Here is a 15,888-nt window from a genome sequence, read left to right on the forward strand (position 1 = left end):
GCCGTTGCGGCGGCCGCGGGCGGTCAAGCTTTGACGGCCGCGGGCGGATTACTTTGACGGCCGCGGGCGGATTACTTTGACTGCCGCGGGCGCATCGCATAAGATGCACCCGGCGGTTCGCGGGTGTAACTCAGTTGGTAGAGTGACAGCTTCCCAAGCTGTTTGTCGCCGGTTCGAATCCGGTCACCCGCTTTGGCGGTGACGAGGGAACCGTGAGTCGGGCGCAGCGTCGCACCGAGTCCCACGGACGACGGCCCGAAAGTCAACGGTCGTGGACGACGCGAGGAGTCCCTGCCGGTGGCGATCCGGATGGAGTCGTCGCCTGGTCCGGTATCCGAAAATCAAGCTCGCGTTAGATCACGAAGTGGCTGCGATCTTGGTCGAGCGTGCGGAGCAACTCTTGCAGCTTTCGCATGTCGAGCGTGTCGTTGTTGATCCGATCGACGACGTCCAGCTTTTCGCTGTCATTGCAGACCTCGGCCGCTTCTTTGCAGAGGTCCAACACATCGACCGGTTCGCTGCCGCTGTCGATCGCGACACCACACCAACCGGCGAGGTATCGGCACCGATCGTCACGCTGCTTTTTTAGCTTCCAATACCGCTGCTCCAACCTGTCGCGAATATCGCCCGCGATTCGCATTTGGGATGACACGGCGCTGTTCCTCCAACGAGTCTGGATATGGTGCCGCCTTGCTCCGAAGCGGGAGCAATTCTTGTACCAACCTCGCCGCCTGCGATTTGGGGAGCCGCTTCCGCACAAACAACGACGTCGGGCGATCAATCTCGGCCGCCGCCGTGCATGGACGCACAGACAGCCGCACGATCAACGGTGGTGATGTGCAGCGGAGCGTGCCCTCATGCGACGTCGACACTGGAAACGATCTGGTGGGTCACGGCGGGCTACCAGGCACGGATCTCTGGCACATCCGGCGGATCGTCGGGAGGCGACGGGTTCGTGATCTTGCCATCAACGACTCCATCTTCGGCGTCAATTTCTGTCATGATCTGCTGAAACCGCTGGGGATCCACGGCACCGTTCTCGCGCAAGATGGTCAGCAGAGATCGGCACAACAGAGCCAGCTCGCCGACTTTGTCTTCGAGCTGTTCGATCCGTTTTTCCTGGCTGTCGATTTGGTCGGCGGTGCGGCGGCGAGCCAGACGGCGGGCGCGCGCCGTTCGCTTCAGCTTCTCGATGTCGGCTCGCCGTTTGTATTCGTTGTCAAAGAGATGATCCCAAAAGTCCATGTCTTTCCTCCGATCTCGATCGCGTCAGGGCGTGGAAGTCAAGTCACACCAGTGTCGGCTTGATTCGGAAAGTCGGCAAGTCGATGGGCAAAACGATGGGAGGCAGAATGATGGCAGAGAGGAGGATGTTGGAGGGAACGGGCATCACGGGCTGGGATTGTTTTGCCCCCATAGTTTTGCCAATCGTTCCACCGGTGCGCCCGAACCGATGATGGGGCGGTGCCGAGCAATCGTCCCGGTGGATCAGCGTTTCCAATGGGTTTCGATGCCCTGCCGCCGGATCGACTGTTGAAAGTCGGACAGCAAGCTCGGCGTCGCGGCGACCGAAACGACCGCAAGAGAAACGCAAAACTCGCGTCGTTTCATGTTCATTGAGCGTCGCGCACGCAGGTGAGGGTTTGTTGGGCGATTTCTAGTTCTTCGTCGGTGGCAACGACCAGCACTTTGACACGGCTGTCGACGGTTTGGATTTCGCTTGTTTCCGATCCAGTCGCCGCGGTGTTGCGCGCGGGGTCGATGGCGATGCCCATGGCTTCCAGCTCACGGCAGCTGCGGGCTCGGATCTCCGGGGAATGTTGGCCGATTCCGGCGGTGAAGGCGATCGCATCCAGGCGTCCCAGCACCGCATGGTAGGCGCCGATGTACTTCTTGATTCGATAGACGAAAATTTCCACGGCCAGATTCGCCGCTCCGTCTCCGCCGGCCGCCATCGCCATCACCTCGCGCATGTCGTTGACGCCGCAAAGGCCTTTCAAACCGCTTTGTTTGTTGAGCGCCGTGTCCAACTGTGACAGGCTCATTCCGGCTTGCTTGCCCATGTGGACCAGGATCGCCGGATCGAGATCACCGCAGCGCGTCCCCATCATCAAGCCTTCCAACGGCGTCAGTCCCATCGAGGTGTCCACGCTGACGCCGCCGCGGATCGCGCTCGCGCTGCATCCGTTGCCCAAATGAAGCACGATCGTGTTCAGTTCGTCCGCGGACCGCCCGAGGTGACGCGCGATTTGTTTGGCAACGTACTGATGCGAGGTGCCGTGAAAACCGTAGCGGCGAACGCGGTAGGAATCGTACCAATCCTGGGGCACGGCGTAGTGATAGGCGTATCGGGGCAGGGTTTGATGATAGGCGGTGTCGAAGACAGCGACTTGCGGCACATGGGGGAACGCCGCCCGGGCGACTTCCATGCCGACCAGGTTGGCCGGGTTGTGCAGTGGAGCGAGCGGGATCAGATCGCGGATCGCCGCCAAGACTTGATCGTCGATCAACGTCGGACGGGAGAATGTTTCACCGCCATGAACGGCACGGTGTCCGATGCCGACCAGATGGCGGCCTCCGTCAAAACTTGCGTTTTCCGACAGCACGCGTCGGATCATATCGATTCCATGACGGTGATCGGGCACCGAAACTTCGGTCGTCCGCGACGGCCAGTTGGTCCCGGACCCGGACGAGGTTTGCTTCAGGCAGCTCTTCGCTTCGCCGATTCGTTCGACCAAGCCGGCCTCAAGCGCCCGGCCTTGATCCATCTCGAACAACTCGTACTTGATCGACGAGCTGCCGCAATTGAGCACGAGGACTTGCTTCATGCCGGGCCTCCGTTCCCGTTGCGCTGCTCTCCGTTCCCGTTGCGTTGGGATTGGATCGCGGTGATGGCGACGGTGTTGACGATGTCGGTCACGGTGCAACCGCGGCTGAGGTCATTGACGGGTTTTTTCAGCCCCTGCAACACGGGGCCGATCGCCACGGCGTTGGCGGCGCGTTGGACCGCTTTGTAGGTGTTGTTGCCGGTGTTCAAGTCGGGAAAGATAAAGACGCTCGCGCGGCCGGCGATCTGGCTGTCGGGCAGTTTCGTTTTGGCGACGCCCGGGTCGATCGCGGCGTCGTATTGGATGGGGCCTTCGATCAACAGATCGGGGCGGGCCTGGCGGGCCAACGCGGTTGCCTGCTTGACCCGTTCCACCTCCTCGCCGCTGCCGGATTGGCCGGTGGAATAGGACAGCATGGCGACGACCGGATCGATCCCGAACGCCTTGGCCGTGCTTGCCGAACTGATCGCGATATCGGCCAGCTCGGCCGGGTTCGGTCGGGGATTGATCGCGCAATCGCCATACACCAGCACGCGGTCTTTCAAGCACATCAAAAACACACTGGAAACGATCGAGCATCCCGGTTTGGTGCGGATGACTTGCAGGGCGGGACGAATCGTGTGGGCGGTCGTGTGCGCGGATCCGGAAACCATCCCATCGGCGATCCCTTCGTAAACCATCATGGTCCCGAAGTAGCTGACGTCCTGCACCGTGTCATGGGCTTGGTCCTCGTTGACCCCTTTGTGTCGTCGCAGTTGGTAGAACTTGTGTGCGAATGAATCCAGATAGGGATTGTCGCTGGGGTCGATGATTTCGACGTCGGTCAGGTCGATCGCCAGTTCGTCGGCCAGCGTTCGGATTTTTGCCGGGTTGCCCAACAGAACGATCTCCGCCACATCACGACGCCGCAAGATTTCGGTCGCCCGCAGAATGCGTTCTTCTTCGCCTTCGGGCAAGACAATCCGTTGGCGTTTCCGTTTCGCCTGTTCGATCAACTCGTATTCGAACATTGCCGGGGTGACCACCCGGGAGCGGACGACGTCGACCCGCTGGAGCAAGACTTCCGAATCAATCGATGACTCGAAAACGCCCAGGGCGGCCTGGATCTTGCGTTCGTTATCAGCGCTGATGACACCTTCGACCGCCATCACGTTTCGGACCGTTTCGTAGGTGTCGGTTTCGACGGCAAAGGTCGGGATCAGGGGACGGCGAATCCCTTCGATCAAACGGGTCACCGTTTCGGGAGGTCGCAGCCCACCGGTCAGCACGATCCCCGAGATATTGGGATAATTGTCCGACGCGACGGTGGCCAGACAGCCGAGCAAGATGTCGGATCGATCCCCCGGTGTGATCACCAGTTTGTTTTCCTGCACTCGTTCCAAGAAGTGGGGCAACTGCATCGCGGCGACCGCGATCGTCTGGATCTCGCGATTGAGATCCATTTCGCCGTCACGAATGGGGACCGCACCGAGAGCCTCGGCCACCGCGCCCACCGTGGGCGATTCCAGCGTCGGTTCGTCGGCGACGAACAGAATCGGGTCTTCGTAGTCCCAGCTTTTTTGGACCTCCCCGCGGACCGCGTCCATCTGCTCGGGCGCGACGCGATTGACGATGTTGGCGGTCACCGTGCAGCCTTCGTCGACCATCGCGATTCGTGTCGCATGGGCGGCGCTACGGATACTCTCGGGGGATTTATTGCGTCCGGAAAGAACATTCAGCACGGGGGTCCCGAGGTGGGTTGCGATCTGTGCGCTAAGGTCAAAATCGAAAGCGGACGTGACGCCGTCGAAATCGGTGCCTTCACAAAGTACAAAATCAGACTGTGCTTCGATCGCCTTGTACTTCTCCAAGATGATCCTCAACAGCACCGACAGCCCTTTCTCCGTCGCGATCTCTTCGGCTTCATCGGAGGGGAACGCATAGCTGTCTTCGTAGCTTTGCGACAGCGGGTAGCGATTCAACAGCAATTCGGTGTCGTTGTCACGTTTGCCGTCGCTACGAATGATCGGACGAAAAAAGCCCAGACGCTCGACGCGTCGGGACAACATTTCCATGATGCCCAGCACGACCAGCGATTTGCCGCTGTCCGGTTCGGACGCGGCGATGTAGAGACTTTGAGCCATTGAACTGCGATCCTGGTGCGTCGATGACGGGCTCGGTGTGTACCGGCTCTGTTTAGACCAGGGCGTTTTCGGCTGCAACATCCGACGCAACGCGTGCGCGATCTGTCCAGCTTGATGGGGGGAGTCTCGCCGCAGTGGTCGGTATCAGTGCGGCTGGCGCCGACGATTGTGGCCCAGCCCCTCTCTGGCGTTTGCTTGCTGCGCAAACGCCCTCTCTCCCAGAGGGAGAGAGTCTAACACTTGATTGTCGTCTCGTGTTCAACGAGACGTCGCTTGACGCTTAGAGTTCGACCCAGGTCGAACCGTTGGCCGAACTGTCCACGGCGGCTTGAATGAATTGCATGCCGTTGAGACCGTCTTGCACGTTGGCGTACTTGCTGCCGTCACAGCTGAACGGTTTGCCGTCGTTGTAGGCACGAACGTCTTGTTCGAAACAACGGTGCAGCCGTGCATAGGCGTCGTGGAACGCTTCGGGGTGTCCGGCGGGGATATTTGGCTCGGCCATCAGTTCTTCGGGCAGATCGCCGAGGAATCCGTCGTTGGCAGCGATCGCACCGCGGAAATAGGTCCGGTCGGGCTGGTTGGGCAACAAAATCTTGACTTGTTCGGGAAATTCTTGGTCCCAGATCAACGTGCCCTTGGTGCCGTTGATTTCGATGCCCAGGTCGTTCTTGTGACCGATGGCGATTTGCGAGGCGCGGACGAGTGCTTTTCCCCCGTTGGACAGTTCACAGTAGGTCGTGAAGTGATCGTCCAGTTGGCGTCCGCCGACGAAGGTGACCAGGTTGGCTTGGACCTTGGTGACATCCAGTCCGGTGATGTATCGCAACTGCATCAACGCGTGGGTCCCGATGTCGCCGCCGCAGCAGCTGATGCCCGATTTTTTGGGATCGACACGCCACTCGGCCTGGGCGACGCCTTCATCTTCGGTCCGACCCGCCAACCAACCTTGCAGGTAGCGAGAATCGGCCCAGCGGACGTCACCCAACAACCCACTGGTGACGATGAACCGGGCGAAGCGACTGGTCCAGTGACCGAGGTAGGTGTGCGCGACGCCGAACGGGATCTTGGCTTCTTCGACGGCATCGACCAACTGCTTGGCTTCGTCCAGGTTCAGCGTCAACGGTTTTTCGCAGAACACCGGGATGCCGGCTCGGACACACTTGATCGAGGGATCAAAGTGAACGTGGTTGGGCGTCACGACCACCACGTAATCAACCCGTTCGCCGACCGGTTTTTTGGATTCGACGTCGATCATTTCGTCGTAATTGGTGTATCCGGTGATCGGATAGTCCCAATTGGCGGCCTCTTCCAATGCCACTTTCGGATCCGGGTGCAGTGCCGCGGCGACCACGCGTCGGGTTCCGTCGAAATGGATAGCGCGTTGATGCGGTTGGACGATGAATGCACCGCCGCCACCGCCGATCAATCCAACATTGAGAGGTCGTTGACTCATGAAATTCGTTGCCGTTTTGCGATTAGATTGGAGTCTGTTTCTTGCCCGCCGATCATGGGGGATTCGCCAGTATAGGGCTTGTCGCGGACGGTCAACAAGCCATCGACGCGGGTGAGTTTCGGCATCGTTTTGCCGTGCCGTGATTTTGCCACAATTGCAGGCGGCGGATCCGTTACAATGAACGTGCGTGATCGCCACGCATGCGGGTGGGGATTGGCACGGACCTCACGCGGCGGTTTGGCGATTGACGGCAACGCAATTTGGTTTTGATCGCAACCACAACCACCACGAGGCGTCACGATGGGCATCCTTGAATTCACTCTTCCGCTGGCCCAGGACGAGGGTGGCGGAATCATCGGCTTGTTGATGTTGGTGATCCAACTTGCGATCATCGTGGTCGTGATCGCCGGGCTGTGGAAGACATTCGAAAAGGCCGGCAAGCCGGGATGGGGAGCGATCATCCCGATCTACAACATCATCCTGCTGCTGCAAATCGCCGGCCGACCGATCTGGTGGATTGTGTTGTGCTTGATCCCGTTGGTGAACTTGATCATCGCGATCGTCATCTCGATCGACGTGGCCAAAAACTTTGGCAAGGGCGTCGGGTTCGGCATCGGGTTAGCCTTTTTAGGTTTCATCTTCTACCCGATCCTGGGATTCGGTGACGCCAAGTACCAGGGCGTGGCTGCGGCGTAATCGCCGGCCGATTTGCACCTCGGGCATTTTAATTGGGTACGGTTTCAGCGGAAGCATCGGAAATGGCCGGTGCAGCATTTTCCGCGCTCCGGCGAGCGTAGCTACGTCAATACGTCGCCGGCCAGCTATTTCTCGCCGGCCAGCGCTTCGGCGATGTTGACCAGGTGGTCGCGGACGCGGCGATAGGCGGCCACCATCCGGTTGTACGAAACCAGCGACCGGACCTCCAATTGCTCCTCGGGGGCCTTTTCAAGCACGCGTTTGTACAACGATTTGGCATGCTTGGTGATCGACTCGCCGTGCGGCAGCACCTCGACCACTCCGCCGGAGTGTCCCAATTGCTCGTAATAGCCGCTGACGCGGTTCAAGTACTCGGACACCATCGCGTGCAGTTCACGCAATTCTTGCTGTTGATCGGGCGGCAATTGCGTGTCGTGACGGACCAGGTGACGGTGCGCTTTGACCACCGTGGCCAAGCAATCGCTGATCGATTCATATTCGTCGACCAGGCGTAATTGCCGACGCGCTTCATCGACCACGTCGTGAGGCACATTGCCGACCAACAAGTTGGACATGAACGTGACGATCTCGCCTTGCATCACGTCCAATTCTTCTTCCATGTCCAGGATTTTTTTGCGCAGCTCCTTGCCGGGGCCGTCGCTTTCCAACAACTCTTGCAGCCAGGTCATCATCTGTTTACAGGCGTTGACCATCCGCAACACTTCGACGCGAGATTGTTCGACCGCAACGACGGGCGATTCGAGCATGCGAATGTCCAAGTTGGTCAAGTGCTCTTCCTCGTCGACCAGACTCTTTCGATCCGGGATTATCCGTATCAATGCCGAAGCCATGTACCCGGCAAGCGGCAGGAACACGATCGTGTTGGTGACGTTGAAACCGGTGTGCGCCATCGCGATCGCGGCGGTGATCTCTGCGCTCGACACCGCGCCCAAGGTCATGTCGGCGGCCGTGTCACCGGCCACGATGTAACGAACCAGCATCAGGTAGAACGGAAAGACGGCCGTGATCCAGGCGACACCCAAAAGGTTGAAACTGATATGAAAGTAGGCGGCTCGTTTCGCATTGGTGTTGGATCCGAAGGAAGCCAGCCAGGCCGTGATGGTCGTGCCGATGTTTTCGCCCAGCACCAACGCCGCCGCGGTCGAAAAGTCGATGACCCCGATCTGCGCCAGTCCGATGGTGATGCCCAACGTCGCCGAAGAGGACTGGACGATGAAGGTCAACACGCAGCCGACCAGGGCGCATTTGAGGACCCCCAAGTACGTCCCGGCATCGAAGGCTTTGAACCAAGCTTCAAACTCGGGAAGCTCTTTGACGATGGCGAAACCATCCTTCATGATCTCCAAACCCAGAAAGACCAGCCCCAGCCCCAGCACCGCCAGGGCGCCATAGCGGATGCGATCTCGTTTGGAAAACAGGTAAAAAAACGCCGCCGCACCGGCCAACGGCAGACCGTATTTGCCGATCTTTAGCACCAAGATCCAGCCTGTGATGGTGGTCCCGATGTTGGCCCCCATGATCACGCCGACGGCTTGGGTCAACGTCATGAAACCGCTGTTGACGAATCCGACGACCATCACCGTGGTGATCGAACTGGATTGGACCAGCATCGTCACCAACACGCCGACGCCGGTCGCCATCAGCCGATTGTCGGTCACGATGCTGATCATCCGACGCAGCCCATTGCCGGCGATCGCCTGCAAGCCTTCGGAAAGGTTCTTCATCCCCAACAAGAACAGCCCCAGCCCGCCCAGGACGGTCAGAATCAATTTCCAATAGTCCGGTTCCCAGAGCTCGACATAGAATTTGGTGTCGACGGTCTTTCCCGAATCGCTGGTCGCCCGCAACAGGATCTCGCGTTTCTTCGCCGTCCGACGCTGCCAATTGAGCCGCAATTGCGTTCCCTCCACGACAGCCTCGGCGACATCCTGCTTGCCACGCAGAACCTCGACCTGGAACGGTTCCTCACCGATCTCGGTTTCCGAAAACACCTCGGAAAGATCGATCAGGGTGGCGGGCGATCCCAGGAACGCTTTCTGGTCGGGAATCAGTTTGGTCGTCAGTTCCTCGCTGCCGCCGCCGGAGTCACCATCAGTAATCCGCTCGGCCTTGGCGTCTGCGGCGGTCCGCGGTGATTGTGCCCACCCCGGCGTGCCGTCGCTGTGGCCGAGCAGGATTCCGGCCAACAACAGCGCGGCGACGAGGCGGAACTGCGGCAGACAAACAAATGGGGTGTGGGCCCGTTCCGACAGGGGGGCGGGATAGCGACCGATGATTCCCACGCGGAAATTTCGAAGATGACGTGTCACTGGCATGCTTGTTTTTGACGAATACCGGCAGCGATTGACAAAGGGCGTTGATGTTCAGCAAGGCAATCGCAGCCCAGGGTGTGCGTATTCGCCCATGCGACACGCGGGGCAATTGGGACAAACGGACCGCAGGGCAAATTGCGATGAACAATGTGTTAATCTTTGCAGAAGGTTTGGCGAATCTTACCCTCTTATCGGACCGCTGTGTTGCTGGCTGAAGTTACATCTGATGCATTGCAGTTTGGGCCGCTGCTGACCGGATTGATCGGCGGCCTGGCCTTGTTTCTGTTCGGTCTGGACCAGATGTCCGAGTCGTTGAAGATGATCGCCGGCGATGGTTTGAAAAAGGTGTTGGCGACGCTGACGACCAACCGTTTCACCGGCGCGGTTGCCGGATCGATCGTCACGGCGGTCGTCCAGTCATCGTCGGTCACCACGGTGCTGGTGGTCGGGTTCATTTCCGCCGGTCTGATGACGTTGACGCAATCGATCGGCGTCATCATGGGCGCCAATATCGGATCGACGTTCACGGCCCAACTGATCGCATTCAAGGTCACGCACTATTCATTGCTGTTGGTGGCCACTGGTTTTTTCTTGCAGTTCGCATCTCGGCATGATGGCGTTCGCTACTACGGTCAGCTGATCATGGGATCAGGATTGATCTTTTTTGGGATGCAATTGATGAGTGACGGAACCGAGCCGTTGCGTTCGTATCGTCCCTTTATCGAGATGATGCATCAAATGGATCGTCCGTTTCTGGGGATTCTGGTCGCGGCGATCTTTACGGCGATCGTGCAAAGTTCGGCGGCGACGACCGGTCTGGTGATCGCCCTTGCCGGTCAAGGATTCGTTTCGCTGGACGCCGGAATCGCATTGATTTTTGGCGCCAACATCGGCACCTGCATCACGGCAGGGCTGGCATCGATCGGTAAGCCTCGGGAAGCCGTTCGCGCCGCGTTGGCCCACGTCGTGTTCAACATCGCGGGCGTGGCGATTTGGTTCGCCTTCATCCCCGAGTTGTCGGCGCTGGTGCAGTGGGTGTCACCGCAAAGTCCGGAACTGAGTGGGCTGGCGCGTGTCGCGGCGGAAACGCCACGCCAAATCGCCAACGCCCATACGGTTTTCAACGTCGCCAACACGTTCATGCTGATCTGGTTCACGACACCGATGGTCTGGCTGGTTAAACGACTGGTTCCCGAGAAGCCGGTTTCGGCCGACCGGCCTGGTGCCCCCAAGTATCTCGATCCGTTGTTGTTGCAAACCCCCGCGTTGGCCGTGGACGTTGTCCGGTTGGAACTGGGGCGTTTGGGGGCGGCCGCACTCCACATGATGCGCGGCGCCTTGCACACGATCATTCATGGCTCGCGGCAGCAGGTTAGCCAACTGCACGAACTTGATAATCATGTCGATGAATTGCACGGCGCGATTGTGACGTATTTGGGGCGCCTGTCGCAAGAAAATCTGTCGGATCATCAATCGGAGCAGTTACACGAGTTTTTGTCCGTGGCGAACTATCTGGAAAGCATTGGCGACATGATCGAATCCAATCTGGTCGAAGCCGGGCGAGACCGAATCGCCAATCGGTTGATGATCAGCAAGCAAACCGAAGCCGTGTTGGAGGCATTGAACCGCGAGGTGATTCGCGCGACCGAACGGGCAATCGAATCCTTCGTCTCGGGCGATGTCGACTCGGCACGTATCGTCTTGGAGGCCAAGTCGACGATCAACGCGCTGGCCGATCAGGCGGAAGTCCACCTGTCCGGCCGGTTGATCGCCGATGCCCCGAATCGCTTGGCCATGTATCGGCTGGAATCCGAGATCATGGAGTATCTCAAACGCATGTTTTATTTTGCCAAACGCATCGCCAAGTTAACGGCCAACGGCCGCGGGCGGGAAACGGAGGTGCCGCCGCAGGAAGCTGCTGAAAACCTTGACGAGGTTCGCGTTTGAAGTCTTCGTGAGCATGCGGTAGTGGGAGACGGTACCGCACGCCTTCTCGAGACGGTGTGGATTCACCGATCGACGCTCCCTTTCAGGGCACTGTTGTCTACACAAGTCGGCTCGCAATCGAGGACAGGCTCCCTTCTCCCCCACAAAGCCGGGGAGAAGGGAGCCATTGAAACTTGTGGACACCAATGCTTTCAGGAAGAGTTTTCGTTTACCTTGGCGCCCACCCTGCTCGCGGCGCTCGACATCAAGTCGGTTCGCTCGTCTCGCTACAGTTCCCGATCCGACAGCCCGATGTCGATCAGTTCCGACTCGGATTCAAGCGTCCCGTTCCAAGGAGTTATGCAACGCTCGCACTCGTTTGACGACGCAAGTGGTTGATGGACATGCGTCGGTTTGGGGTGGCCGAAGCAGTCAATCTTGTGTGCCTGGGCGTCTTGTTCGGCCCGCAGGACTTCGATGCCGAAGGGCAACGGATGGGTCGGGGTCTGGTTGATTTCTCGCTGCAGCATTTGATTGACACAGTGTTCGCGGGCCGATCCGATGCACGGGCTCGTCACGATTTGTGGCGTGATGAACACCAACAATTCGCTTTCACGCGTCGCGGCCGAACGGTGTCGAAACAGCTTTCCCAGGTAGGGGATGTTGCCCAGTCCCGGGATCGCACTCCGCTCGGCGATTCGGGTGCGTTGCCGCAGGCCGCCCAGAACAATGGTTTGGTTGTTCTCGACCCGCACCGTCGTGGTCGTTTCGCGACGATCGATGATCGGCGCGTTGTCCGGTTCGCTGAACCCGGTCAACAGGCTGAAACGCGGGTTGACGACCATCGCAATGGTTCCGTCGTCGGCGATGTGTGGAACGACGTTCAATGTCACGCCGGCCTCGCGAAACTCCGTCGTGCCGATCGTGCCGCCTTCGAGTCCCTGGGTCAACTGTTGATAGGGGACTTCGGTGACGATTTCGACGACGGCTTGTTCGTGGTTCATCACGACGACATTCGGGTCAGCCAACAGTCGCGAATCGTCGGCCGTATCGAGGGCTTGGATGATCGAATCGATGTTCATGTGGCGATTCAGACTGGTCAGGGTGACGACGCCGTTAGTCCCACTTTCCACCGGTGCGGTCACGCTGCGAACGACGATCGATTGTGCCGCCTCGCCGGTCGCCGCGGCGATTGCCCTGCTGTTGAGACCGCCGCCCCAGTTGACGCCCAGTCGTTCCAGATCATCGGTGCTGCAGTCGTAGATCAACGCCCAGATCCTCACCTGCCGACGGGGCTGGTCCAATTCCGCCAGTGCCATCGCGATCCGTTGGATCTTGTCGGCGGTGTCGGCGACGACCAGCTTGTTCTCCTGGACCACGGGCGTTGCTTGCCCGGTTTGACTTAACAACGGTTTGATCGCTTCGGTCAGAATCTCGGGAGAGACGTACTGGGTTTGGAAGACGCGCACCATGTCGCCCTCGGCGGGGCTTGAGTTGCTGCGGCCGGATGACTGGCGATCGTTGGCCGACGCTTGTTCCTGACGATAGCGAGCCGCCGCGGTCTCCAGGGTTTCCAGGTGTCGGCGCACGGTGTCGATGCGGTCGGCATAATCGATCACGACGATCGAGTTGCTCGATTCAACAGCGTGGGCTCGGCCTTCCGGTGAAAGCATCGATTCGATCGACGTCAGCACGTCGCCGGGTTTGCAGTGCACCAGCCCGATAACTTTGGTTTGGAACAGCGGCAATTGATCGCCCAGGCTTGCCAACGGCACGATCGCCAAGCTGTTGCCCACAATTCGATAGCCGTAGCCTCGTGTGATCAACAAAGAGTCCAGGATGTCGTAAACGGCCGTGTCGGCAAAGGACGCGTTGACGGTGCCGGTGACTTCGTTGCCGACGACGATGTTCAATCCGCTGACATCGCGAATCGCGAACAGAGCTTCCAGCAAGGTCGCGTCGCGCAGGTCCAAACTGTAACGATCGGACAATTTTTGCTGGATCTCGGCCGAAGCGTCGTGTTTGAGCGATAGACTGGTTTGCGCCTCGGACACCCCGCCCGAGAACAGGCACGCGGCCACCATCACGCAAACTGCCACCATCGCGCGGATTTCCACCATGGCGTGAGCTTCCACCAACGCGTGGCCTGATCGCCGGCACGTCGATTTGATCCGCATTCGTTGCGTTGGACCGCGATTGTGGTCGGAATCCAAGAGACCTCTCCCTGAAAAGAGCCGCCCGGTGGTGACGAAAATGCCGGTCGGCGCGTGTGAGCATCCGTGCCCACCTGCTCAATCGTACGTCTCGGCAAGGTTGAACAACGAAATCTCGACGTCCAAGATCAAATGTCCGTCATTGCCCTCACGCTGCAAGTTCATGTTTGACGGTACGGCAAACCGGTGCAGTCGGGTGAGCGCGATTGTGAGTTTTGTGAGTTCTGCAAAACTTCCTCCGACCGACAGGGTCAGCGTGCGGGTTTCCAGCCTGAAGTTCGTTTCCTCGGCGTTTCGCGCCCGGTTTTCGTCGAAGGGGTCGTCATTGACATGCCAAGGCCGAATCACCGGGTGGCTCATCGTCAGGCGGCGGACGCGGCAGCCGATCCGCTGGGCGAGCTTGGTGACCGCCTCACGGATCTGGGCGGCGGCGTCAGCGTCGATCATGTCGTTGCTGGCGTGTGGTTTCGATTCGATCTCCTTCAACTTGGACCGCAGCAGATCCAGATTGGACAGCGAATAGGAAATCTCGCGCAGTTCGGTTTTAGACTGTGCGACTTCGCCGCGTGCCCCGCTGTAATGATCCCATGCAGGCACGACGAACAGCAACGCAAAGACGATGGTGGCGCCCCACACGATCGTGCCGCGTCGGGGGTGTTCGAGAAAAGTTTGGAAAAGCTGATTATCCACGATCCGGTCCTTTGACGTTGGTCGTCGCGAGGTTTCGAGAAGGCGGCGACGGGGTCCGGTTTTGAACCATCGCCGAAACATGGAACCGGTACTGGGGACCGACACTGTTTCGGGTCGCACTGGTCGATTCCAACGCGACTTGCGAAAATATCCCGGTCCGTTTCAGGCGATCGATGTAGGCGTAAACGGATTCGCCGGAGTGGCTCGCACCGGCGATCCGGACCGTAGAATCGTTTTCGATCCGAACGGATTCCAGCCAGGCGCCGTCGGGCAGACATTGTCCGGCGGTCATCAACACGTTGGTCCAATCACGGTGGGGAATTCCGGCGGCCAGTGCATCGACCTGCTCGGTTCGTTGCATGCGGCGTTGCAACATCAACCGGATCTGGTTGCCTTGCGCGTTCTGCTCGGTCAGTGTTTCGATCTTTGCCTCGGTGCGTTCCGCCTGACGGCTGGCATGTTGCCCCACCAGAAAAAGTGCCAGGGCGATCGATGCGGCCAAGGTGAAGGGCCAGGTGTAGCGAAGCAGTGGAATCCATTGAACGCGACGGCCGGTGCGAAGCGTGGACACCAAATCAATGGTCTCCTCGGCAAACCGTGCGTCGTTGTTCAGGCGAGCCAATCCGATCGCGGCGATCATGCCAGAGTCTTCGGTCAGCTCTCCTTGGACCTGCAAGCCGTCGCAAAGCTGTTGCATGGGAAAACGCTGGCTGCTGAGGATGGACGATTCATCCAAGCCTTGCCCGAGCGATTCATGATCGGACGGTTGCTGGGTGACGAACAAAGTCGACAAGTCCGCCGAGGCGTTGGGCAATTGGGCGTGAATGTAACGCCGCAAGCATTTCAGGTGCCGCTGGACGATGGAGCCATGTGTCGCCGAAGCCTCGGGGATGGCCGGGCGATAGTCCAACAGCAATCGGCCTTGGTAGGAGATCCCCAGGTCGACGCGTCCCAGTTCTTCCACCATAAACAGGACCGGTTCCTGGCTGTCTTTTTCGTAGGCGTGCAAGATCCGGCACAACACCAGCATGCTGTGTTCCAAGTGCGCCAGTCGCATGCCGGCGGACTGAATCGCCGCAGCGATCGCATCGACCATTTGACGGATCGCGATCGTGACGCAGACACGTTTGCGTTTGGCATCGATCCGGTTGGTGGTTTGGCAGCTGACTTTGTTGCCCAACCCCATCCCGATGTAACGTTGGGTCCGGTGGGTCAGCTCACGGATTTCGTGATCGACTTCTTCATTGTCGCCGGCGACGACACGGGTCACGCAGGGGTTCCCGCCCAGACCGACGGTCACGGCTTGGCCGCCCAGGTTGTAGCGGGCGGCGAGTTCGTTGAGCGCGTCGGCCAGAGTGTTGTCGCTCCAGTCGCCATGCCGCGGGCCGCTGTCATCGGGAAAGCGGATCTGCTGGACGATCAGATTCGACTGATCGCCGGCTTGCTCGACCACCGCGATCGCGATTCCCGCTGGCGAGACGTGCATGCCGACGGTCCGGCTGACGCCCTTTCGCCGGTCGCGACGCACGCGTCGACGTGGCGTCTGGCGGCGTTCCGCGGTTGCCGGCTGGCGATCAATCGCCTTGATTAAATCATTTTGAGTTTCGACTGTCATCGCTGCGT

General features: G+C 59.4%; 12 protein-coding genes and 1 tRNA gene. 3 read left to right on the forward strand and 10 right to left on the reverse strand.

All coding sequences use genetic code 11. The features are described from left to right. Positions 1-119 precede the first annotated feature (119 nt). A tRNA-Gly gene (locus H1B37_RS05955) sits at positions 120-192 on the forward strand. A 160-nt stretch (positions 193-352) separates the two neighbouring features. Here H1B37_RS05955 and H1B37_RS05960 read toward each other — a convergent pair. From H1B37_RS05960 to H1B37_RS05980, 6 genes are all read right to left on the reverse strand, one after another. Then, entirely contained in the window at positions 353-652 is a 300-nt protein-coding gene (locus tag H1B37_RS05960; protein WP_182865720.1) for a hypothetical protein, read from the reverse strand. A 248-nt stretch (positions 653-900) separates the two neighbouring features. After that, a complete protein-coding gene (locus H1B37_RS05965) occupies positions 901-1,245 on the reverse strand; it encodes a hypothetical protein (protein WP_182865721.1) in 345 nt (114 codons plus the stop codon). A 243-nt stretch (positions 1,246-1,488) separates the two neighbouring features. Then, positions 1,489-1,611: a hypothetical protein gene (locus tag H1B37_RS33675; protein ID WP_286177447.1), complete on the reverse strand. Its 123-nt coding sequence runs from the start codon at positions 1,609-1,611 to the stop codon at positions 1,489-1,491. A gap of 2 nt (positions 1,612-1,613) precedes the next feature. Then, a complete protein-coding gene (locus tag H1B37_RS05970; protein ID WP_182865722.1) occupies positions 1,614-2,828 on the reverse strand; it encodes an acetate/propionate family kinase in 1,215 nt (404 codons plus the stop codon). Then, entirely contained in the window at positions 2,825-4,951 is a 2,127-nt protein-coding gene (pta, locus tag H1B37_RS05975) for a phosphate acetyltransferase (RefSeq protein WP_182865723.1), read from the reverse strand. The genes H1B37_RS05970 and pta overlap by 4 nt, the downstream gene beginning before the upstream one ends. 280 nt (positions 4,952-5,231) lie before the next feature. Continuing rightward, the gene (locus tag H1B37_RS05980) at positions 5,232-6,407 is read right to left on the reverse strand and encodes a Gfo/Idh/MocA family protein (RefSeq protein ID WP_182865724.1); all 1,176 of its coding nucleotides are present in this window, start codon (positions 6,405-6,407) and stop codon (positions 5,232-5,234) included. A 300-nt stretch (positions 6,408-6,707) separates the two neighbouring features. Here H1B37_RS05980 and H1B37_RS05985 point away from each other — a divergent pair, with 300 nt between their 5' ends. Beyond that, on the forward strand, positions 6,708-7,103 hold the full coding sequence (locus H1B37_RS05985; protein WP_182865725.1) for a DUF5684 domain-containing protein: 396 nt from the start codon (positions 6,708-6,710) through the stop codon (positions 7,101-7,103). Positions 7,104-7,228: 125 nt separating this feature from the next. Here the strand turns inward: H1B37_RS05985 and H1B37_RS05990 are convergent, their stop codons facing one another. Then, the gene (locus tag H1B37_RS05990; protein ID WP_353620787.1) at positions 7,229-9,433 is read right to left on the reverse strand and encodes a Na/Pi cotransporter family protein; all 2,205 of its coding nucleotides are present in this window, start codon (positions 9,431-9,433) and stop codon (positions 7,229-7,231) included. Between the two features lie 207 nt (positions 9,434-9,640). Here H1B37_RS05990 and H1B37_RS05995 point away from each other — a divergent pair, with 207 nt between their 5' ends. Continuing rightward, positions 9,641-11,383, forward strand: a complete 1,743-nt coding sequence (locus H1B37_RS05995) for a Na/Pi cotransporter family protein (protein ID WP_220498065.1) — start codon at positions 9,641-9,643, stop codon at positions 11,381-11,383. A 266-nt stretch (positions 11,384-11,649) separates the two neighbouring features. Here H1B37_RS05995 and H1B37_RS06000 read toward each other — a convergent pair whose 3' ends face one another. From H1B37_RS06000 to H1B37_RS06010, 3 genes are all read right to left on the reverse strand, one after another. After that, on the reverse strand, positions 11,650-13,482 hold the full coding sequence (locus tag H1B37_RS06000) for a type II secretion system protein GspD (protein WP_182865727.1): 1,833 nt from the start codon (positions 13,480-13,482) through the stop codon (positions 11,650-11,652). Between the two features lie 171 nt (positions 13,483-13,653). Beyond that, positions 13,654-14,265: a hypothetical protein gene (locus H1B37_RS06005; RefSeq protein WP_182865728.1), complete on the reverse strand. Its 612-nt coding sequence runs from the start codon at positions 14,263-14,265 to the stop codon at positions 13,654-13,656. Beyond that, positions 14,258-15,880 carry a PilN domain-containing protein gene (locus tag H1B37_RS06010; RefSeq protein WP_182865729.1) on the reverse strand — a complete coding sequence of 541 codons (1,623 nt, stop codon included), beginning with the start codon at positions 15,878-15,880 and terminating at the stop codon, positions 14,258-14,260. Before H1B37_RS06010 ends, H1B37_RS06005 begins: the two co-directional genes overlap by 8 nt. Positions 15,881-15,888: the final 8 nt, after the last annotated feature.

The sequence above is a fragment of the Stieleria mannarensis genome, assembly GCF_014154935.1.
In the GTDB taxonomy this organism is placed as follows: Bacteria; Planctomycetota; Planctomycetia; order Pirellulales; family Pirellulaceae; genus Stieleria; species Stieleria mannarensis.